This is a genomic window from Bdellovibrio sp. HCB288 (assembly GCF_047305935.1).
Taxonomy (GTDB): Bacteria; Bdellovibrionota; Bdellovibrionia; order Bdellovibrionales; family Bdellovibrionaceae; genus Bdellovibrio.
This window is the reverse complement of record NZ_CP178619.1, coordinates 3,368,172-3,388,342: the sequence shown is the minus strand read 5'-3', so window position 1 is coordinate 3,388,342 and position 20,171 is coordinate 3,368,172. Positions and strand designations below refer to the sequence as shown.

Below are 20,171 nucleotides of genomic sequence, written 5' to 3'. Positions count from 1 at the left end.
AGGAGTTTCAACCATTCATTCTGTCAGGATTCTGTTTAAAAATATCCGAATGCGTTAAGTAATTGGACGGCCGTGGATTTGCCATGTATTTGCGCATTGGTGCAGAGGGTAACTTTCGTGGTGCGTCTCGAAGTGTTTTCTTGCTCTGCACGAGAATTAATCACAAAATTATTCATCTGATAGATAACAACAGGGAGTTTTCATGAAGAAAATTGTTTTTGCATCCGTTTTGGCGTTGATGCTGGGTGCTTGTGCTTCTAAATCAACTAAAGAATCTTGTGGCTGCGGAATGGAAAAAGCCAAATGTGCTGGCGAGTGTTCTGTAAAAGGTGACTGTGCTGGTTGCAAGTCCGAGAAAAAAGCAGAAGAGAAACCATAGTTTCCTGTTTTTGTTTAAATTCATTTTTTTAAACCCACGCTTGTCGTGGGTTTTTTATTTCAAGTGAACCTTGTTTAGCGCCATTAATTAAATTACGCTTTTGGTTGTACGTCAGTTTGAATCTTCAACAAGGGCTTTTTAATGACGGTTAAGTTCACGATTCTTCTTTCTCTTGCTTTAGTCTCTTCTGTGTCTGCTTCTGCCATGAATTTGCAAACCTATTTGCAGAATGTGGAAGCCAATCATCGCACCATCAAGTCCTATGATCTTTCCAAGCAGGCCGCCGACGATCGAAATACGGCGGGGGATATTGAACTTGTTCCGGTGATGGATGCCGGCGTGAGTTTTCTGAGCGATAAAAATCCGCTGAGTCAGTTCGCGCTTCTGGGGGTTCCGGAAAGCAAGCAGACCACTTACAATCTGGGCTTTGGCAAAAAGTTTTCATCAGGCACCAATGTCACCCTGTGGGGGCAGACTTCTGAATTTGATAATGCGGGGATTACCGATCCCGCTTTTCAACCTTATTCCAGGTTTGGTTACGGACAATTGGGTGTGACCCTGGAGCAGTCTTTGTGGAAAGACTTCTTTGGTGCGGCAACCCGGTTGCGCTGGGAACGTCAGGACGCTGCCACCGCTGCAGTCAAGGGTGGCTATGATTTGCAAATCCGCGGTGTGCTGGTGCAGGCCGAGGTGGCTTTCTGGGAATACCTGTATGCTGTGAATAACTTAAAGACAGCACAGGGCTCACTGGATCGTGCAAGAAAAATTGAAAGTTGGACCCGTCGACGAGTTAACGACGGTATCAGTGACCGCGCGGATTTGTTGCAAGGCCAGGCGCTGGTCGCCGGACGCCAGTTGTTGTTGGTGACGGCAGAAGACGATCTTGAGTCTTCGAAGCAAGCCATCCGTGATTTTATGGAATTAAAGCCTGCAGATCCATTCCCTTTGATTGAGGGAAATCTGGGGGAAGCGCGTCCCATCAATTCACTTGTCAGCGGTGGCAAGGGGCGGGTCGTGCAGATCGAGGCGTATCTGAAGTCATTAGAGGCCAAGGCCCGTGCCGTGACCGCTGAGGAAGTCGATGAAGCCTACAAGCCGGATTTGGTTTTAAGTGGTGCCTATACGACCAACAATGTCAGCGCTGATATGGCGGAGGCCACACAGAATCTGACTTACACCGAAAAGCCCACGACCAAGATCGCGCTTAATTTCCGGTATATGTTCGACACCAGCGTTAAATCAGCGGCGAAAGATGCCGCACGCAAGGAAGCATTGGCTTCGCGTCTGCAAGCGGAGCGACAGCTCGTGGACAGTGACAGTGCATGGAGTGAATTAAAGCGACGTTACGAAGAAATGAACAAGCGAGTGCAAAGTGCGGCGCAGGTTTACAAGCTGCAAACGGATCGGTCGCGGGCAACGACTGATTTATTTAACAAAGGACGAACTATCACCATGAACGTGGTGGATTCTGAAAACGATGCGGCGACGGCTGAATTGAATTTAAGCCGTTTGATGACCGAGCAAAGAAAAATGGAAGCACAGGGCCGTCTTTATATGACGGTTGAGGAGTAGTCGGATGAATTTACCAAGTCTTTCCATACGTCGTCCCATTACCATCCTGTGTGTGGTGATTTTGACTTTGATTCTGGGGATTTTTTCCTTGTTTAAAATGCCGGTGGATCTGTTTCCGGATGTCACGTTTCCAATTTTGTCGGTGCAAATCGTTTATCCGGGGGCTTCGCCACTGGATCTGGAAAAACAGATTTCACGTCCTATCGAGGATGAACTGGGAAGTTTATCAGGATTAAAAACTCTGACCTCGCAAAATCTGGATGGCGTGGCGGTGATCATTCTGGAATTCAATCTGGGCACTGACATCAAGGAGATGGAGCAGGATGTGCGAAATCGCATCGGCAACATTCGCCGTGATTTGCCTGATGAAATGTACGAACCCGTCATTCAAAGATTTGATCCGGCCGATCAGCCCATTGTCACTCTGGCTTTGGTCACCGATCTTCCGGATGGAGAAGCCTACGATCTGGCCAATGAAACAGTGAAACCCATCTTTGAACGCCTGGATGATGTGGGGCAGGTGCAGATTTACGGGGGAAGAAAGCAGGAAATCCACGTCGTCATCGACAAGAATAAGCTGCAGGACCGCAAGATCTCGATGCTACAGGTGTCACAAAGAATTCTTGAAACCTCCAAAGACACACCGATCGGGAAAATTGAAACTCCCAAAACCGAAACGACCTTACGCACCAGTGGTGAGTTCGAATCGCTAAAGCAAATAGAAGATGTGAACGTAAGCTTTATTGGCTCGGACCGCCCGGTTTTGGTCAAGAACATCGGTCAGGTTGTGCGCAGTCTGGAAGATCAAAAAACCATGGGGCGAATTCAGGGACAAAAAGCCCTGTTGCTAAACGTTTACAAACAACGCGGATCCAATACGGTGGCGGTTGCGGATAATATTCAAAACAATATCCAGCGCGCCAATGAATTCCTGAAATCAAAAAACATCAAAGCAGAAATCAAAATGGTTCGTGACACCTCCAGACCAATTCGTCTGAATGTTGCGGACGTTAATGAATCCATCACCATCGGGATTATTCTGTGCGTGATTGTGGTGTTTTTCTTTCTGGGGTCAGCGCGCTCAACTTTAATCACCGGGATGGCCTTGCCCAACTCATTGCTGGGTGGCTTTGTCATTATGTTTGCCATGGGATTCACCATCAATCTGATGACCTTGCTGGCACTGTCGCTGGCGGTGGGACTTTTGATCGACGATGCGATCGTGGTGCGGGAAAATATCTTCCGCCATCTGGAAATGGGAAAACGCCCCAAGGATGCGGCTTTGGATGGTACCAAAGAAGTGGCCATGGCGGTGGTTGCCACCACGCTGGTGGTGATCGCGGTGTTTGGTCCGATCTCTTTCCTGCAGGGGATTGTGGGGCAGTTCTTTAAACAGTTCGGTTTGACTGTGGTCTTCACCATGTTGATTTCGTTGTTTGATGCCTTCACAGTGGCGCCGATGATGTCAGCCTACCTGGCACATCCGGATGAACACACGAAAGGAAATGGTCCGATTGGCAGAATGCTGTCTGCTTTTGATCGCTTCCAGGATTGGTTGGAACGTGTTTACGAACGCATATTAAAGTTCACCGTGGTTCATCCCAAAACCATTTTGTCGGCTGCGGCTTTGGTTTTCGTTTTATCCATGGCAACGATAATCTGGATTCCGAAAACCTTCCTTCCGAATGCGGATGCCGGTGAATTTTCGGTGAGTGTTGAACTACCCGTGGGTTCTTCGCTGGAGGCCACTGGAAATCTGGTGGCGGAAATTGAAAAGAAATTTGAGGGCGATAAAGCCGTGGCGATTGTAGTTACCACGATTGGGACCGTGAACAATGAATCCAACAAGGCCAGTCTTTATGTGCGCCTGGTTGATCCGAAAGAGCGCACGATGATGACTTCGGATTACATAGAATCCCTGCGCAAAAAACTAGTGCCATTTAATGAGCGTGCCTTCGTCAGTATCGGGGATTTCGATCCGGTGAATTCGGGAGAGAAGCCTTTGAATATCAATTTGACCGGGCAGGATCTGGAGGAGCTTAACAAGTATGCAGTCAAAGTTGTTGAGCGTATCAGAAAAATTCCGGGCCTTGCGGATGTGGATACGAATTTCCGCACTGGGAAGCCAGAGTTCCATGTGATTTTTGATCGCAATCGTTCAGAAGCTCTTGGTGTGTCCACTGTGATTGCCGGTGCCGAGCTTCGCAATCGCACCGAAGGAAATGAGAACACCATCTTCCGCGAAAACGGAATTGATTATAAAATTCGCGTGCGCTTTGATGAAAAGAACCGTGATCTGCGCAGCAACTTTGCAACGACCCAGGTTCCGAATTCCAACTACAATATGATTCCTTTGGCGCGTATCGCCCGTGGTGAGGAAACCAAAGGCTATTCGCAAATCAATCGTCAGAATAAAAGTCGTTATATCAGAGTCTCTGCCAATCTTGCCAAAGACGGCGCCCTGGGGACGATTTCTCAGGAGATTGAGAAAGTCATTAAAACTGAACTTCCGCCCCCTCCGGGTGTGGATTTCAAATTTCAGGGACAGGCGGATGACTTTAAGGATTTGATCAACAACATGTTGATTGCGATTTTCCTGGGTGTGACCTTTATCTATCTGGTACTGGCAAGCTTGTATGAAAGCTTCATCACACCATTTACGATTCTGTTGGCTTTGCCACTGGCAATGACGGGTGCCTTCATCGCCTTGTTAGTGACCGGAAAAACCATCGATATTTTCTCTCTGATAGGGATCGTGCTGCTTCTGGGGGTTGTGGCCAAGAATTCGATTCTTCTGGTGGATTATACGAATCATCTTTTGCAAGAGGGAATGGACCGAAAGGATGCGTTGCTTAAGGCGTGTCGCACGCGACTTCGTCCTATCCTGATGACCTCTTTGGCTTTGATTGCGGGTATGATTCCGATTGCCATCGGGCTTAATGAGGCCTCAGCCATGAGGAAGTCCATGGGGATTGCGATCATCGGTGGTTTGATCAGCTCGACACTTTTGACTTTGATTGTGGTGCCGGCGGCATTTGGATTTATTGATGATTTTAGATCCTGGTTGCGCAAAAAGCTTGCCAAAGTTTCAGGATATCAAGGGGGCTAGTAAAGCCCCCGGATCGAACGGATCTGTTGCAGCTTTTGTTCAAACAGGGTCCAGTCGTCCTGGTCAGCAATGGGCGCCCAGATGGATTCCAATTCATCGATTAAAAGAGAGCAGCACTGACGCTCTTCAAAGTAAGGGTGCTCAGCTTTGTCTTCATCCAGGACTTCATAGAATTCCAGATTCTTTTTGAGGTTGGTGAAACTGGGGTGTTTGTAGGCCTCAGCCTGCACGGAGCGAAGCAGGCGTTCGTCATTGATACCCGAGTGCAAATCAAAAAAAGTCTGTTCAAACAGCGGTTGCGCCTCATCCAGGAACTTAAAGAAGTTCATCATCATTTCCTGATCCATCTCCAGGGCCGCGTGTTCGTCCTGAAGTGGGTTGTGGATATTCAAGCGTTTCATGAAGAGTTGGCGGCTGGCGAGATTAAAGCTATCCGCAAACTCTTCAAGGAGTTCTTCAACTGGCAGGTTTTCAAATGCGAATTTCAAAGCGAATCCCAGTTGATGCAGATTCCATAGCACTGACGTCGGTTGGCGTCCGTAGCTGTAAAGGCCACTTTGATCAAAATAGGCTGCGGTGAACGAGGGATCATATTTTGGCATGAACCGGTAAGGGCCGTAATCAAAACTCTCGCCAGTGATATTCATATTGTCCGTGTTCAGAACACCATGAACAAATCCCGCCATCATCCATTGAGCCGTGGTCATGGCCATGCTGCGTGCGACGGATTGCAAAAAGGCGGCGGCTTTTTCTTCGCCCTCCAGATGCAGAAGATCTGGATAGTAATGGCGCACGCAGTAGTCCAGAAGCTTTCTAATATTGTCGCTTTCTTTTAAAGCCGCCAATCTTTGGAAAGTACCAAAGCGAATATGACTGTGATTAAGGCGGACCAAAACACCGGCGCGAGTAGGGGAAGGTTCGTCGTGTCTTTCCAGGCTTTCGCCGGTTTCAAAAACAGAAAAAGTTTTGCTGGTGTTGACGCCGTAGGATTCCAGGAGCTCTGTTGCTAAAATTTCGCGGAAGGCGCCCTTTAAAGTCAGTCGACCATCGCCGCTGCGTGAGTAAGGCGTGCGACCACTGCCTTTTGTTCCTAAATCATAAAGTTTTTCTTTAACCAGAAATTGAGCATAAAGGAACCCACGTCCATCACCAATTTGAGGGTTGTATGAACGAAATTGATGGCCGTGATAGCGCAGGGCCAGGGTCGTGGGCATATTCCCTGAGATGGGTTTAAAGTCGGCGAAATGGTTTTTAAACTCGGTGTCACTAATGCGATCTAAACCCACAATGGCGGCCGCGGACTGGTTTCTATAACGCAGTTTTGCCTCTGGGAATGCGGCCGGCTGGACCTCGTCATAAAACGCAGGTCCTAATTCGTAAATAGGGGACGCCATGTGTTCGCTCATACCTCATGTATGTGCTTGGAAGGACCGAAAGGCAAGCTGTAGAGTTTACGATCTGCTTGGGGCTAGTTGACAGTGACTTGCATTAAGAGCATAACCGGAAGATCAGGTGGTGAGTGTGGAAAAGCAGCCGTTCGGTCAAAAGCCAGTATTTAAGTCTGTTGAACCCGTTGCAAGCGGGGAGCTTTCTTTTTCAATGAATCCTTCCATGGCAGGCGAAGCTTGCTGTGACGTGGATCACACTCAGCACGAGCAGTTTGCCGAACAAACTGACATCTGGGATCGCCTGGGTATTTATCTTTCCTCTTTGTGCGCTATTCACTGTTTGCTGACTCCGGTATTTCTTTTGGCTTTGCCAGCATTGGGTGAGGTTTTTGAATCCACGTGGGTGCATATGTCTATGGCGGCGTTCATTCTGCCGATTGGTCTTTTTGCGTTCTGGTCAGGGTATAAACATCACCGTCAGATGAAAGTGGTCAGTATGGGCGTGGGCGGCTTGCTTTTGGTTTGCATCGGTACGTTGATGCACCATGAGTTAGAGGAAATTCTGCCTCAGCTTCCGCACAATACCGTCACCATCCTGGGGAGCGTATTGCTTGTAACGGCGCATTTTTTAAACCGCAAAGCCTGTCAGTGTGATTCGCACTCTAAGTAATCGTAATTATTAATTTTTATTATTTATTTAAGCCGCGAAATTCGCGGCTTTTTTATTTTGTTGCGCAACCAAATGTGGCCTTGCCATATCCAACCAAAAATGGTTCTAATTGAAAACATAGTGAAAATGAAATCTATTTGAGAATAGACATGTTAATCAGGAGGCAACAATGAATGGCAAAATGGATCGTCGCGGTTTTTTCGCTACTTTCGTAAAAATGGCAGGGGTGGCAGTGATCGCTCCGACAGTATTGAACACAGTTTTTGGTTCTGAAGCTCATGCTCAGAAAAAAAGAGGCGCGGCTCCTGAGGCAGCACCTGCAGCGAAATCCGGTGGTATGCCGTTCGTGGATCCTAATGATTCTGTAGCAAAAGCTGTTAAGTACGTTGAAGACCACAAGAAAGCTCCAGAAGCTAAAGGCAATCACTGTGTGACTTGCGGTTTCTATGGCAAAAAAGACGCGACTTCGGGCACGTGCACAATCTTCGCTGGCAAATTGGTTCATGCTGATGGCTGGTGTGCATCTTGGAATAAGAAAGCTTAAGAAGCTGACGCTTGTTTTAAGCAAAAAAAAAGGTCCCGTGAGGGACCTTTTTTCGTTTCTAAGTTTGTTGAAAATCTATTTTGAATCGCGCAGGGCGCGACGCAGGATTTTTCCGACGTTGGTTTTCGGAAGTTCCGTTCTGAATTCCACCAGCTTCGGAGCTTTGTAACCAGTCAGGCTCTTTCTGGCGTGAGCGATCACATCTTCCGGTGTCAGGTTTGGATCTTTTTTAACGATCACGACTTTGACGATTTCACCAGAGTGTTCATCAGGAACACCGATGGCCGCCACTTCCAGAACACCTGGGTGAGAAGCGATCACTTCCTCAACTTCATTCGGATAAACGTTGAAGCCGGAAACCAGGATCATATCTTTTTTGCGATCCACGATTTTAAAGAAGCCATCGTTATCAACAGTTGCGATGTCGCCAGTTTTCAACCAGCCATCAGCACTCAGCACTGCCGCTGTTTCATCGGCGCGATTCCAATAACCTTTCATCACCTGAGGACCGCGGCAGACAAGCTCGCCCGCTTCGCCCATAGCGACTTCTTTACCGTCTTCATCAACAAGTTTTACATCTGTGCTGGGCATCGGCAGGCCAATGGTGCCTACGCGGTCTGTGCCATCAATCGGATTGCACGAAACAACAGGGGAGGCTTCGGTTAAACCGTAACCTTCAACGATCGAGGACTTGGTGATGCCCATCCATTTTTCAGTGACAGTTTTTTGCAGAGTCATCGCACCGGCCACGCTGATTTTCACAGACTTAAAGTCGATGGATGAAAACTCCGGATTGTTCATCAGAGCGTTGAAAAGGGTGTTCACACCAGTCAGTGCAGTGAATGGACGTTTTTTCAATTCCTTCACGAAGCCCGGAATGTCCTTAGGGTTTGTGATTAGAATATTCTCCGCACCCATTTTCAGGAATGCCAGGCAGTTCACGGTCAAAGCAAAGATGTGATACAGCGGAAGAGCGGCGATAACGATCTCTTTGCCTTCTTCAAGCTTAGGGCTCATCCAGGCACGAATTTGCATCATGTTGGAGATGACATTTTTATGTGTCAGCATGGCGCCTTTGGCAACGCCGGTTGTGCCGCCTGTGTACTGCAGGAATGCCAGGTCATCGTGAGAGGAAGCCACGTTTTGGTGTGGGCGCATCGCTCCCAGTTCCAAAGCCTGACGGAATGTGTAGGCCTGCGGAATGTTGTAAGCCGGAACCATTTTTTTGATGTATTTAACAACCGAATTCACCAGGATTCTTTTCGGAGTTGGGAACAAGTCCGCAAGCTCTGTGATCACAACGCTTTCAATTTGTGTGTCTTTGATGATTTCCTGAAGGTGATTTGCAAAGTTCGCCAGAATCACGATCGCTTTGGCGCCGGAATCTTTGAATTGATGCTGCATCTCTTTGGCAGTGTAAAGAGGGTTGGTGTTGACGATGGTCAAACCAACACGCAAGGCTGCAAATGCGGCAACCGGGAATTGCAGAACGTTTGGCATCTGGATCGCGATGCGGTCGCCTTTTTTCAGTTTCAATTCATTTTGCAGGAAAGAGGCGAACTTATTCACCTGCTGGTCCAGTTCAGTGAAAGTGAGGCTGACACCCATGTTGGTGAAAGCTTTATTTGAAGGAAACTTGCGAATGGCCTCGTCGTAGATCTCGATGAGTGATTGATATTCGTTTGGATTGATCTCAGGTCCAATACCGGCAGGGTAATTCTTGATCCAAATCTTTTCCATGAAAGGCCTCCTGATGACGTTCTAAATGCTGAGTCCTTATTCTAGAGTAAAGGTTCGAATTGGGTAAAGGAAATTCTTGTGTTCAGCTGGGCCCTTTGCAAGACTTAGAGAATGAAAATGCACCATCTCTTCACACTTGTTATTTCGCTGGTCCTGATTGCATCCTGCACTCGTAAGAAGGAAGCTGTTGTTGAGGAGTCCACTAGTCCTGTTGTCGCGAATATGGTCAATCAGCCACCGCGCAAGGTCCTGAGTCCGCAGGAAAAGACCGCGAATTTGTTCGTTCATCTGATGGAACAGGCAGATAGTGTGCACCGTGAAGCTTGGTGGGTGTTAACCAGTGAACGTCGTTCATTGTTAAAGTCTCCCTTTGGAAAAGTGCAGCGGGCGATTCTTTCCCAAGGCAACGGTAAACTTGGCAATAAATCTTTGTTTCGCTGTGATCGCTATGAAGTCAAACGGGATGTGATGTCGCAATCCGGATATCCACAGAAAATAGAAATGTACGAGCGTTGCTCAGCCAAAGCCCCGGCCAAGCGCATGGCTTTGCTTTATGCACAAAAAGAAGGAGAGTTTGATCTGACTTTCTATCCAGAGGGACTGGAAGAAGTCTTGGGGATCAGCGCTGCTATTTTGAATAAGACCATCACGTGTCACATTCGTACCAATGCCAGTGAGCAGTTGTTGGCGCTGACTTGTAAAGATTGGGCGCAGGAAAAAAATAAAGAGCAAATGATTCGTCTGGATGTCTACGACTATCAAAAAGAAGGTCAGGATATGATCAAGCTTCGTGGCAAGCTTTATGAGAATCTGACGGACATTCGAAAAATCGAAGCCAATGTGCCAATGTCGGGAAAAATCACCGTCACTGAAACTGAACTGTACGCGCCGACACCATCGCCCACTCCAAAACCAAGTCCGACTCCTCAAAAACCGGCAGTGGTGGAGGGGCAGCCAGCACCTGAGGGTGGTCAACAGCAACCCGCAGTTGCCAAGCCCCAGGAGCCCGTGGCAGTGCCATTGGATCAACAAACCTACGATTTGCCGGGTGGCGTGATCGGGGGCGTGGGGCAACCAGCTTCTGATGCGGCACCGCCACCAAATGCGGCAGATCAAGGTTGGCCGACGGATGAAAATGGAAATCCCATTGAAAACCCACAACCACTTGATAATAACGGTGATCCAATGCAAGATGGGAACCCTTCAGGCGAAGCACAGCCAGAACAACCACAACTCTTGCACGATCAAGGAGCACCCAGTGGCCGCTAAAGTTGAAATCGGAAAAAAGGTCCCTGCATTTAAAATTCCATCCTCCAGCGGGGAGACGTTTGCGTTGTCATCGATGAAGGGTAAAAAAATTGTTCTTTATTTTTACCCAAAGGACAGCACTCCAGGTTGCACGACAGAATCCATCGAATTCAATGAACTTTTGCCAAAGTTCAAAAAGGAAAACACAGAAGTTATCGGTGTTTCCCGTGACAGTTTGAAATCCCACGACAAGTTCATTTGCAAGTACGACTTTAAGTTTCAGCTTTTGTCTGACGAAGAGGAAGAGCTGTGCAAAATCTTTGATGTGATCAAAGAAAAGAACATGTACGGCAAAAAAGTCATGGGTATCGAGCGCAGCACGTTCGTTATCGACGAAGACGGAAAGCTTGCAGGCGAGTTCCGCAAAATCAAAGCGGAAGGTCACGCCGCTGAAATGTTGAAATTTGTTAAATCTCTTTAAGATCTAAAAAGGAAGAAAAATGAAAAACAAAAGATGGTTCGCTGTTAAGACTCTTTACGTAACTCGCGCGATTGGTAAAACAAAAGCGAAAGCGACATTTGCAGAGTTGCTTGAAGAGCGTGTAGTTCTTTTCCAGGCAGCCAATGCCAATGCAGCTGTTAAAGCTGCTGAAAAAGACGCTAAAGAATACTCTCAATACACTTACCAAAATTTCGAAGGCCAGGCTGTTCGCACTGAATACCTTAATGCTTGCGACGTATTCGAATTGTACGAAACTCTGGAGAGCGGCGTTGAACTATTCGCTTCCACGGAAGTTTTGACAAAAAAGACCGGCAAAAACGATTTGATCGCTCGCCGTCTGGGCAAACTTGAAACCAACGCATCCATCAAAATGCGCAAACGTTTCATGTCCAAAGAACTAGGCGCGTACCTTTAAAAGGTGCCAGGTCCTAGTTCTTAACTCACAGCAGAACCGTTCGGTTTTGCGATGTGCAAAAAAAAGCCCCGGGAGACCGGGGCTTTTTTCGGTTATAAGTAAGTCCGTACCTAGTGAACGGCCGAGATCATCAGCTCTGCCACTTGTTGGCTGAACTTCACTGGATCTGGGATCGAAGAACCTTCATTCAGAAGTGCCTGTGCATAAAGGATCTCGGACCATTTCGCTTGCTGATCCGGAGAAGCTTTTAGCATCTTTGCAAACAGCGGGTGCTTCGCATTGATTTCCATTACGCGTTTTACTGGTTGGTTGTACTCTTGACCCATTTGTGCCATCAGCTTTTGCATGTGGGCAGAAGGATCGTGAGCCGAAGATACCAGGCACACCGGAGTGTTGGTCAAGCGCTCAGACAACACGACGTCTTTGACTTGGTTTTCCAAAGTCTTTTTCATGGTGTCCATCAAAGGTTGCAAAGTCGCAGCGGCGGCTTTCAATTCTTCTTCTTTTTGTTTTTTCTCTTCTTCAGTGTCCAGGTTCAAACCTTCAGCCGTGATAGACTGAAGCTTTTTGTCTTTGAATGTGCTGATTGCGTTTACAACCCATTCGTCCACTGGATCCACCATCAAAAGCACTTCCATGCCTTTTTCTTTTAGTTTTTCCAAATACGGAGAGTTCGTAACCTGGGCTAGTGAGTCGCCAGTGATGTAGTAGATGTCTTTTTGTTCAGGCTTCATGCGCGCCACGTACTCATCCAAAGTCGTCATCTTGTCAGAAGACGTTGAATGGAACAGGCATAGCTCCTGGATTTTGTCTTTGTTCGTCGGATCAACTGGCAAACCCTCTTTGAAGGTTGAACCGAACTCAGTCCAGAAGTTTTCGTATTCGGTGCGTTCTTTGTTTAAGAGATCTTTCAAGCCGCCCAAAATCTTGGTTGTAACGTTTTTACGGATCGCCGTTACCTGACGGTCTTGTTGCAGGATTTCACGTGAAACGTTCAGTGAAAGATCAGAGCTGTCCACCAGACCTTTGATAAAGCGCAGATATTGCGGAAGCAATTCTTTGCAATCAGCCATGATGAACACGCGTTTGATGTAAAGGCTTAGGCCGTATTCCATCTCGCGGTTGTTGAAGTTCCAAGGGCGCTTGCCTGGAATGTACATCAATGCATTGAACTCCATCGTGCCTTCAGCACGGTAGTGGATAGTCTTCAATGGCTCGTTAAAGTCATGGGACAAGTGCTGATAGAATTCCTTGTGTTCTTCCTTGGTCACTTCAGAAGGGGATTTCAACCAGATCGCTTTTTGTGAATTCAAAGTCTCATCTTCGCCCTTGTCATTTTTCATCTTGATTGGATGAGCAACAAAGTCAGAGTACTTTTTTACCAAAGATTTCAAAACCCAAGCGTCAGTGAAGTCCTGAACTTCCTCTTCTTCTGCAAACTTCTTCAAGTGCAAAGTGATCGTGGTGCCTGTGCCACCTGGGCGCGGAACCGTGTCGATAGAGTAGGTGCCATCACCTGTGGATTCCCAAACAACACCTTCGTTGGTGCCGGCTTTTTGCGTGTGCAAAGTGACTTTATCAGCCACCATGAAGGCCGAATAGAAGCCCACGCCGAATTGGCCGATCAATTCAGGTTTGTTGCGCATCTCTTCATTCATTTGCATGAACGCTTTAGCGCCAGAGCGAGCAATAGTTCCGATAAACTGAACCACTTCCTCTTGATCCATACCGATACCGTTATCGATGATTTTCAAAGTGCTTTGCTCTTTGTTGCCTTCCAGACGGATTTCCGGAGTCCAGTTTTCTGGAAGCAGGCTTTGATGAGTCAAAGACTGAAATTTCAATTTATCAATCGCATCTGATGCATTCGATACCAGCTCACGAATGAAGATTTCTTTGTGGGAATAAAGTGAGTGAATCACGATATCCAAAAGTTGTTTAATTTCTGCATTAAAGGCTTGAACTTGTTTTGCCATCTAAAACTCCCTAGTTATTCGTAATGGAATGACATTCGGTCCGAAATCGATTTTGGCAAGGCCGGGATCTGACTTCTTGGGATAAAAAATGTCGTAAGGTTGAAGAAATCGCTGAAAATCTTGTGTTTTGCCGTCGCTGCCGCCAGGTATTGGTGCCCAGAGGAACCACCAGTGCCGATCTTATTGCCCAGCATACGCATCGCCATCATGGCATGACGGTAGCGCCAGTTGGTCATGTTTTCATCGATATCCAAAAGGGCACGGATAATTCTAAATGGAGTCTGAAGAATCGGTTGATCACGGTAAAGCTGAATCAACAGGGCTGCGTGCATGGCTTTGTAGGAAAGGCGGAATTGACCTTCGGCGCGAAGTTTGTTGAAGGCCTCTTCGTTGAAGAGGGCATCAAAACTTTGCAGGGATTTCTCCAGCCCTTCGATGGTTTTCGCTTTTTCTTCTGCAGGAATATTGGCATTGGCTTTTACAGTGGCAATGTCCTCAGTAAACATCTTGTTGACTGCTTGTTTGTAAGAATCCCAGAAGTTGAAGTTTTCACCTTGCAGGAAGGGCGTGCGCTCCAGCCATTTTTCCAAAGAATCAAATAGCGAAGGTTGGTCTAAAACTCCCAGCATTTTATTTTGCTGTTCTTCGGTCAGGGATTTCCAGAATGGAGCCTGATTGTAGGCCAAACGGTCGCCAATACGCAGACCCAACTTGGTTTCAATCAAACGCCATTGGAAGCTTTGAAAGCCGGATGCCGGGTAAAGCATGTCGCGGAAATCCAGGAAATCCAGCGGCGTCATGGTTTCCAGTACATCGATCTGGCCCATGATCAGTTTTTGAATCGCGACGATTCTTTCCAGACGTGACGTCGCCTGACCCATTTCCTCTTCAGCCACTTTTGGTTTTTGGAAAGTCGCAAGAACGGAATCCAATTCAAAAAGAATTTGTTTGAACCAAAGTTCATAAGCCTGGTGAACGACGATAAATAGCAATTCATCGTGGGCTGGTTTGCCGTACTTCACGCTGACAGGATGTTGTGCATCCAGAATTTTTTCGATTCCAAGATAGTCATGATAATGAACGGGAGGGTATTTCATCGTGAAAGCTCCTTGATAGCGTTGGCAAAATTTTGGATGTCTGAACTTTGAGTGTCCCAGGAGGTCATCCAGCGGCACTCGAAGGTGTTTTCATCCCAGACGTAAAAGAAAAATTTCTCGCGCAGGGGTTTGACCCAAGCCTGTGGGATTGTGGCAAAGACGGCATTGCTGGTGGGTTTGGCGCGAATTCCCACGCCCGGAATATCCTGAATGGCCTGATATAATTCCTGAGCGCGCTCCAGGGAATTGCCGGCAATCTCTTTCCAAAGGTCATTCTTAAAGTATTCGCTAAACTGGCAGGCGATGAAACGTGACTTTGATGGAAGCTGGGAGCTTTGCTTGCGCACATATTTAAAATCATGCGCTAAAGCTTTGTTCAGAAATATAACAGCCTCGCCCATCATTAAACCGTTTTTGGTGCCACCAAAGCTCACGACATCAACGCCCAGATCGGTGGTGATTTCCTTGAAGGATTTTTTTAACGACACAGCGGCGTTGGAGAGGCGAGCTCCATCGATATGAACATAAAGTTTGCGCTCGCGGGCCCACAGGATCAAGGTGCGCAACTCTTCCAATGTGTAAACGGTGCCAAGCTCTGTGGGTTGGGTGATGCTTAACACCGCAGCCTGGGAGAAGTGTTGATCTCCACGGCGGATGAATTGCTGCTCAAGGGCGGCGACAGAGATTTTACCGTCCACCGAGGGAACGGTTTGCAATTTGAATCCACCCATCTGTTCGGGGGCACCGCACTCGTCCAGATTAATGTGGGCCACATCAGCACAAAGCACACTTTGCCACGGGCGGGTGATTGCCCGCAACGCTGTTACGTTGGCGGCAGTGCCATTAAACACAAAGAAAACCTGGGAGTTGTCACCGAAGTGGGACTTAAAAGCCTGAACGGCTCTTTCAGTCCATTCATCCGTGCCGTAAGAAGGCGCGTGTTCGACATTGGCCTCCGTTAAGGATTCCAAAATCCGGGGATGAACTCCCGCATGATTGTCGCTGCCAAAACCGCGATTCATAGGTCTAGCCTTTGTTTAAAATTCCAAAGATAAAGTTATGAGAAATCAACGCTGCAAGTTTGCTAGTGCGTTTGTCCGAATCCAGTGGCGGGGAGACTTCGTAAATTCCCATACCACGCACATCGTGGTGCCTAAGTATCCAGTGCAGGCTTTCCAAGAAGTCCTTGGTGAAAAGTCCCGTTGTCCAGGACTGCGAGCAGCCCGGAGCTTCGTTGGAAGTAAAAGCATCAATATCGACGCTTAAGAAAATCTTTTTCTTTTCTTTACCCTTTAAGTAAGTCTGCAAAGACTTAAGCAGTCCCTTTTCGTTGATTTGATCCAAGGTGATGATCTCGGCACCTTTGGATTTTGCCCAGGCGATATGAGCCTGGCTGTTGCATTGGTTTTGAATTCCAACTTCGGCAAAATCCACGTGACCGGAAAACTCCTGAAGCAGTCGGTGAAAAGGTGTGCCTGAATTGAAGCCCTTGTCTGTCGGGCGTACGTCCATGTGGGCATCAAAGTTGATCACAACGGCATTGTCTATGTGGTTTTCCGCGAAAGCCGTGCTGTCACAGTAACCATAGTCATGACCACCGCCGTAGGAAATCCAGTGCTTGCCCATTTTAACCAAAGAGCTGATCAGTTCGCGCCCTTTGGCGTGACGATCTTCCAGTGGTTTTTCACGGTTCACCAGATCTCCCAAATCCAGAATTTTTGGCAGACGATTCGCTGCCAGATGGGGAGTCATTTTGTAAAGATAAGTGCGAATTTCTTTGGGTGCAGCTTGCGCGCCAACGCGGCCACCATTCAGGCCGATGCCTTCATCGTCAGGATAGCCCAAAAGAGCAAAATCAAAATCAAAGGATGTAAGTGATGGTTCGCCCTTTGGAAGAAGCTGTACGCATTCCCCAAGGCGAGGATCTTCTTTGTCATTTTTTGTGAAAAGAAGATGCTTGTCAGTGGGATGTAGCCAACTCATTAATTTAGTCCGGTAGTCAATCTGTAGAGGATCAGAGTTTTGTTCAGGGCGCCAGTATCTGAGCTGTACATTTTCAGGACAGCAGATCCGCGGCTGAATTGAATTGTTCCAAATTGTGTGCTTTTGGAATCAGACAGGAACATGACCCACTCTTTACCGGAGGCAGGAACCAGGCTGTAGTTATACTCGATCGGAGTTTGTGACCATTTATGATCTTTCTCAGCAGCATAAAACTTCATGCTGTTGAAGTCCTCAACTGTAATCACAGCTTCAGTTGAGTACCAGCTGCCCAACATGCGGCGCAGACCCACGTACTCAACGCTGTCGATAGAAACTGTGCAGTAAGCAGGATTCTTTTTGCCGGTAGCAGTGATCACATCACCCGGTGCAAGTTTAACCAAAGCACTCAAAGCGATTTCATTGTTTGAGGCAACGAGATAGTTATTGCACGGGTCATCCGTCTTAAGGAACATCTGCTGACCCTTAAGTGCAACGGTACCACCAACGGTATTTGCCGCAATGGCAAATGCAGAGGTAACTAGCGTGAGGACGAAAAATAATAATCTCATGGCACCCTTGTTCCATGGGTCAAAACGCCGGTCAATATTAAAAGTACAAAGCAAATTGACCTATATAGTCATGCTTAGATGGTGAGCAAATGTTGCTCCAAAAGACATCTGAAACTACACTGTTTGGTAATGTTTAAGTCGAATGATCTCAATATTTTGTCGTTTCCATTCAATGGTGTGTTGCCGCAGTCAAATCAAGTCGTTGTCCGCGATATTGATGTTGTTGGTGTGGGGGCAGTTCGCAAGCAGCAGTTGCTTAAAATTCAATCAGAGCGAGAGATCGTTTTGCAGTCCCATTCGGCATTTATTCCGCCGTCTGTAAAAAGCATCTATGATGAAGAGCTGAAGCGAACTTTGCAGTGGTTGAAGCCTGTTCGCGTGACCAGTGTGAGTGATTTTGATTTTCGCGCTGAAGTTTTAAGCACATTTGAAAAATCTTTTCCGAAGACGAATCTTTTTCTGGGAATCATGGGCAAGTCCTCGCGTGATAAATATCTGCAGGAGATGGAGTGGAGCAGTTGGTTGTTGCAGGATCACTGGCGCTATTTCGTGGGTTTTGTACGTCAAAAGTTTCCAGAGAACACGGCTTTGCGGGAGCTTGCTCAGTGGGAGTGGATTCATGCGTGGCTGGAAATCCAGCCGTTCGAAGAAGAGAAAACCGGTGGTAAACAAATTAAAGTTAACACAAGTTTGCAGACCTTGGCACTTTCTGAGGACAATAAAGAGATCGAACGAATGAAGGGTCTCTATGCCTTTGTGTACGATCAAGATTCCGTCAAAATTACAGAAAGACAATTAGACATTTATGAGGCGGCATTGTTGGATCTGCTTGCTGAAGATCGCATTTATAATGAGGAACAACTTCTGGAAATGGCACTCCTTGAAGAGATTGAACCGCATATAAACAAAGATGAGTGGAGAAAAAGAATAGAAGTTCTGCTCGCTTCCGCGATTTTAGTTCAGCATTGAGTTTTTAAAAAAAATAAAAGCGAACACTTGTTTTTATTGTGCGTCGCTGGTAGCGTTCGAAGTGGACACGGTACGTTTTCGGAGGAATTGTTAAATGGCTACGCAAGAAAATAAATTGGCAGCGTTTCTTAAAGAATGTCGCTTGAAATCAGGACTTTCTCAAAAGGAAGTTTCCACTGTTCTAGGTTATGAAACTGCACAATTTGTATCTAACTGGGAGCGTGGAGTTTCTTCTCCACCTATTTCAAGTTTGTGGAAGTTGGCGGGATTGTACAAAATTTCAGCTCAAAAATTGTTCGATGTGGTCCTTGAAGAGGAACTTCGTTTGACTGCGATCAATTTGAAAACTCGCTTTAAACAAGCAAAGTCTTCTTAGTCTTATTAGGCAGACCCAGAAAATAAAAAGAGCAGCTCCTGGCTGCTCTTTTTTTATTTAATACGTCTGTTAGTAATGAGGTGGTTTTTCGTGGCCGCGAATCTCAGCGTCTTGATCGCCCAATGTTTCCTGCAGGCGTTTCGTAAGTCCCGTTAGCAGCGTCTCGAGTTTATCAATGGTCTTTTGCTGCTCATACATCACCTGATGCAATTCTTCGATCACCTGATCCTGGTGAGATATTTTGATTTCTAAATTTACGATGCGCGATTCGTCCACGTGAAAAATCCTGGTTAAGGGGTTTTCTGTGAGTCTTTGGTGTGGAAGAAGTCCTCTTTCACCAGCTCATAGAAGGAATGTTGACTCACGATATGGGATATACCAGCTGCCACTGCCGCACTCAACATCATGGGAAATAGAGAGGAGTGGCGATCGGTCATCTCGAATATAAGGATGAATGCCGTAAACGGGGTCTTCATGAAGCCTGTAAGAAATCCAATCATTCCGCATAAAATCAAAAGGTGGTGATTATGTGGCCACAGGATTTCAGAAAACAGGGAGCCGAAAGTGGCGCCAATAGCCAGGGTTGGGGCGAACAGACCGCCGGCCACTCCAGCAAGGGACATGATGATCGGGCCTACCAATCGGATCAGGACATCTGAAGGCGTGGCCCAGGCATCCTTAAACAATAAATCCGTGATGATGGCTTTTCCGCCGCCAATGCCGTGATCATTCCAGAAGTAAATGCACAGCCAGAAAATCAAACCACAGGTGATATTGATGACCACAAGTTTGCGCACGTTTTTAATGACCTTCCTGAATTGGGAGATCTTGAAAAATATTTTTCCAACAACAGCACCAAGAATTCCCGTTAAGGCGGCTACAGTCACAATATAGACATAACTTTGAAAGTTGATGGACTCGATGGAGGGGAAGCCAAAGTACAAATAACCACCCATGGCTGTTTGCACCAATAACCCCGTAGCCATGACTGACCAGAGGACGTAGGTTTTAAAGTTATTGAAATAATCTTTGCTGAGTTCCTCAAGGGCGTAAACGATGCCACCCAAAGGTGTGTTAAAAGCGGCGGCCAAGCCAGAGGCGCCACCGGCCAGGATGAAAGATCTGGTTGAAGCCTGCTGAATCCACTGGGTGGATTTTTCACCGATACGATAGAAGATCCCGGATGCAATTTGCAGAGTGGGACCCTCTTGTCCTACGGCGCCCCCGCCCAGCACGCAAACAATGGACGAAACTATTTTTACCAGAATCACCCGGATACCAATAAAGGAGCGAATGATTTTGGAGTCAGTGGAGGGATCCAGTTCATTGGCAATCAGCATTTGCGGAATGCCGCTGCCTCCAGCTTGGGGAGCCATGCGGTAGGGGATGTACCAGCTTAAAAAGATCGTGGTCAGTGTGGCGAAAAGAGACAGGCTCCAGTGCGTTTCATGCAGGATTTTAAGAGAGACTTCCTCGGTGGCAAAAAATATTTTGGTGTAAAGGACCGAAACAAGAGCGGCGACACAGCTTGCAACTAAAAACGGCACAACACGAAGGGATTCCTTGTATTGCAGTAATTCGATCAGTTTGTGCAGCTGAAATCGTTTCGCTGATTTATCCATATATCAGCAATA

19 protein-coding genes are annotated in these 20,171 nt (G+C 47.0%); 10 read left to right on the top strand and 9 right to left on the bottom strand.

The window, feature by feature from the left end:
- The first annotated feature begins 202 nt into the window (after nt 1-202).
- The 3 genes from ACLVWR_RS16585 to ACLVWR_RS16575 all read left to right on the top strand — a co-directional run bounded on the left by ACLVWR_RS16585 (nt 203) and on the right by ACLVWR_RS16575 (nt 5,060).
- Nucleotides 203-379, top strand: a complete 177-nt coding sequence (locus ACLVWR_RS16585; protein WP_413581710.1) for a hypothetical protein — start codon at nt 203-205, stop codon at nt 377-379.
- Between the two features lie 141 nt (nt 380-520).
- Nucleotides 521-1,951, top strand: coding sequence for a TolC family protein (locus ACLVWR_RS16580; RefSeq protein ID WP_413581709.1), 1,431 nt, complete (start codon nt 521-523; stop codon nt 1,949-1,951).
- 4 nt (nt 1,952-1,955) lie between these two features.
- A complete protein-coding gene (locus ACLVWR_RS16575) occupies nt 1,956-5,060 on the top strand; it encodes an efflux RND transporter permease subunit (protein ID WP_413581708.1) in 3,105 nt (1,034 codons plus the stop codon).
- Here the strand turns inward: ACLVWR_RS16575 and ACLVWR_RS16570 are convergent.
- Nucleotides 5,057-6,466, bottom strand: a complete 1,410-nt coding sequence (locus ACLVWR_RS16570) for a protein adenylyltransferase SelO family protein (protein WP_413581707.1) — start codon at nt 6,464-6,466, stop codon at nt 5,057-5,059. The genes ACLVWR_RS16575 and ACLVWR_RS16570 overlap by 4 nt on opposite strands.
- 115 nt (nt 6,467-6,581) lie before the next feature.
- Between ACLVWR_RS16570 and ACLVWR_RS16565 the strand changes: the two genes are divergently transcribed.
- Together ACLVWR_RS16565 and ACLVWR_RS16560 are read left to right on the top strand one after the other, a co-directional pair.
- A complete protein-coding gene (locus ACLVWR_RS16565; protein ID WP_413581706.1) occupies nt 6,582-7,118 on the top strand; it encodes a MerC domain-containing protein in 537 nt (178 codons plus the stop codon).
- Nucleotides 7,119-7,287: 169 nt separating this feature from the next.
- Nucleotides 7,288-7,662: a high-potential iron-sulfur protein gene (locus ACLVWR_RS16560; protein WP_413581705.1), complete on the top strand. Its 375-nt coding sequence runs from the start codon at nt 7,288-7,290 to the stop codon at nt 7,660-7,662.
- Between the two features lie 75 nt (nt 7,663-7,737).
- Here ACLVWR_RS16560 and ACLVWR_RS16555 read toward each other — a convergent pair whose 3' ends face one another.
- Nucleotides 7,738-9,402, bottom strand: coding sequence for an AMP-binding protein (locus ACLVWR_RS16555; RefSeq protein ID WP_413581704.1), 1,665 nt, complete (start codon nt 9,400-9,402; stop codon nt 7,738-7,740).
- Nucleotides 9,403-9,519: 117 nt separating this feature from the next.
- Between ACLVWR_RS16555 and ACLVWR_RS16550 the strand changes: the two genes are divergently transcribed.
- From ACLVWR_RS16550 to ACLVWR_RS16540, 3 genes are read left to right on the top strand one after another with little or no spacing between them, the layout of a single operon-like run.
- Entirely contained in the window at nt 9,520-10,671 is a 1,152-nt protein-coding gene (locus tag ACLVWR_RS16550; RefSeq protein ID WP_413581703.1) for a hypothetical protein, read from the top strand.
- Nucleotides 10,661-11,131: a peroxiredoxin gene (locus tag ACLVWR_RS16545; protein WP_413581702.1), complete on the top strand. Its 471-nt coding sequence runs from the start codon at nt 10,661-10,663 to the stop codon at nt 11,129-11,131. The genes ACLVWR_RS16550 and ACLVWR_RS16545 overlap by 11 nt, the downstream gene beginning before the upstream one ends.
- Nucleotides 11,132-11,150: 19 nt before the next feature.
- On the top strand, nt 11,151-11,567 hold the full coding sequence (locus tag ACLVWR_RS16540) for a DUF4288 domain-containing protein (RefSeq protein WP_413581701.1): 417 nt from the start codon (nt 11,151-11,153) through the stop codon (nt 11,565-11,567).
- Between the two features lie 110 nt (nt 11,568-11,677).
- Here the strand turns inward: ACLVWR_RS16540 and htpG are convergent, their stop codons facing one another.
- The 5 genes from htpG to ACLVWR_RS16515 are packed head-to-tail and all read right to left on the bottom strand — an operon-like array spanning nt 11,678 to nt 17,192.
- Nucleotides 11,678-13,543, bottom strand: coding sequence for a molecular chaperone HtpG (gene htpG, locus ACLVWR_RS16535; RefSeq protein WP_413581700.1), 1,866 nt, complete (start codon nt 13,541-13,543; stop codon nt 11,678-11,680).
- A 14-nt stretch (nt 13,544-13,557) separates the two neighbouring features.
- Nucleotides 13,558-14,640, bottom strand: coding sequence for a tryptophan 2,3-dioxygenase family protein (locus tag ACLVWR_RS16530; RefSeq protein WP_413581699.1), 1,083 nt, complete (start codon nt 14,638-14,640; stop codon nt 13,558-13,560).
- Nucleotides 14,637-15,662 carry a threonine aldolase family protein gene (locus ACLVWR_RS16525; RefSeq protein ID WP_413581698.1) on the bottom strand — a complete coding sequence of 342 codons (1,026 nt, stop codon included), beginning with the start codon at nt 15,660-15,662 and terminating at the stop codon, nt 14,637-14,639. Before ACLVWR_RS16525 ends, ACLVWR_RS16530 begins: the two co-directional genes overlap by 4 nt.
- A gap of 4 nt (nt 15,663-15,666) precedes the next feature.
- A complete protein-coding gene (locus ACLVWR_RS16520) occupies nt 15,667-16,623 on the bottom strand; it encodes a formimidoylglutamase (RefSeq protein ID WP_413581697.1) in 957 nt (318 codons plus the stop codon).
- Nucleotides 16,623-17,192: a hypothetical protein gene (locus ACLVWR_RS16515; protein WP_413581696.1), complete on the bottom strand. Its 570-nt coding sequence runs from the start codon at nt 17,190-17,192 to the stop codon at nt 16,623-16,625. Before ACLVWR_RS16515 ends, ACLVWR_RS16520 begins: the two co-directional genes overlap by 1 nt.
- A 129-nt stretch (nt 17,193-17,321) precedes the next feature.
- Between ACLVWR_RS16515 and ACLVWR_RS16510 the strand changes: the two genes are divergently transcribed.
- Both ACLVWR_RS16510 and ACLVWR_RS16505 read left to right on the top strand, forming a co-directional pair.
- Nucleotides 17,322-18,161 carry a hypothetical protein gene (locus ACLVWR_RS16510; RefSeq protein ID WP_413581695.1) on the top strand — a complete coding sequence of 280 codons (840 nt, stop codon included), beginning with the start codon at nt 17,322-17,324 and terminating at the stop codon, nt 18,159-18,161.
- A 94-nt stretch (nt 18,162-18,255) separates the two neighbouring features.
- Nucleotides 18,256-18,537 carry a helix-turn-helix transcriptional regulator gene (locus tag ACLVWR_RS16505; protein WP_340597225.1) on the top strand — a complete coding sequence of 94 codons (282 nt, stop codon included), beginning with the start codon at nt 18,256-18,258 and terminating at the stop codon, nt 18,535-18,537.
- Nucleotides 18,538-18,606: 69 nt separating this feature from the next.
- Here the strand turns inward: ACLVWR_RS16505 and ACLVWR_RS16500 are convergent, their stop codons facing one another.
- Both ACLVWR_RS16500 and ACLVWR_RS16495 read right to left on the bottom strand, forming a co-directional pair.
- Complete coding sequence (locus tag ACLVWR_RS16500; protein ID WP_413581694.1) at nt 18,607-18,813, bottom strand: SlyX family protein; 207 nt, start codon at nt 18,811-18,813, stop codon at nt 18,607-18,609.
- Nucleotides 18,814-18,827: 14 nt separating this feature from the next.
- Nucleotides 18,828-20,159, bottom strand: a complete 1,332-nt coding sequence (locus tag ACLVWR_RS16495; RefSeq protein WP_413581693.1) for a chloride channel protein — start codon at nt 20,157-20,159, stop codon at nt 18,828-18,830.
- Between the last annotated feature and the right edge of the window lie 12 nt (nt 20,160-20,171).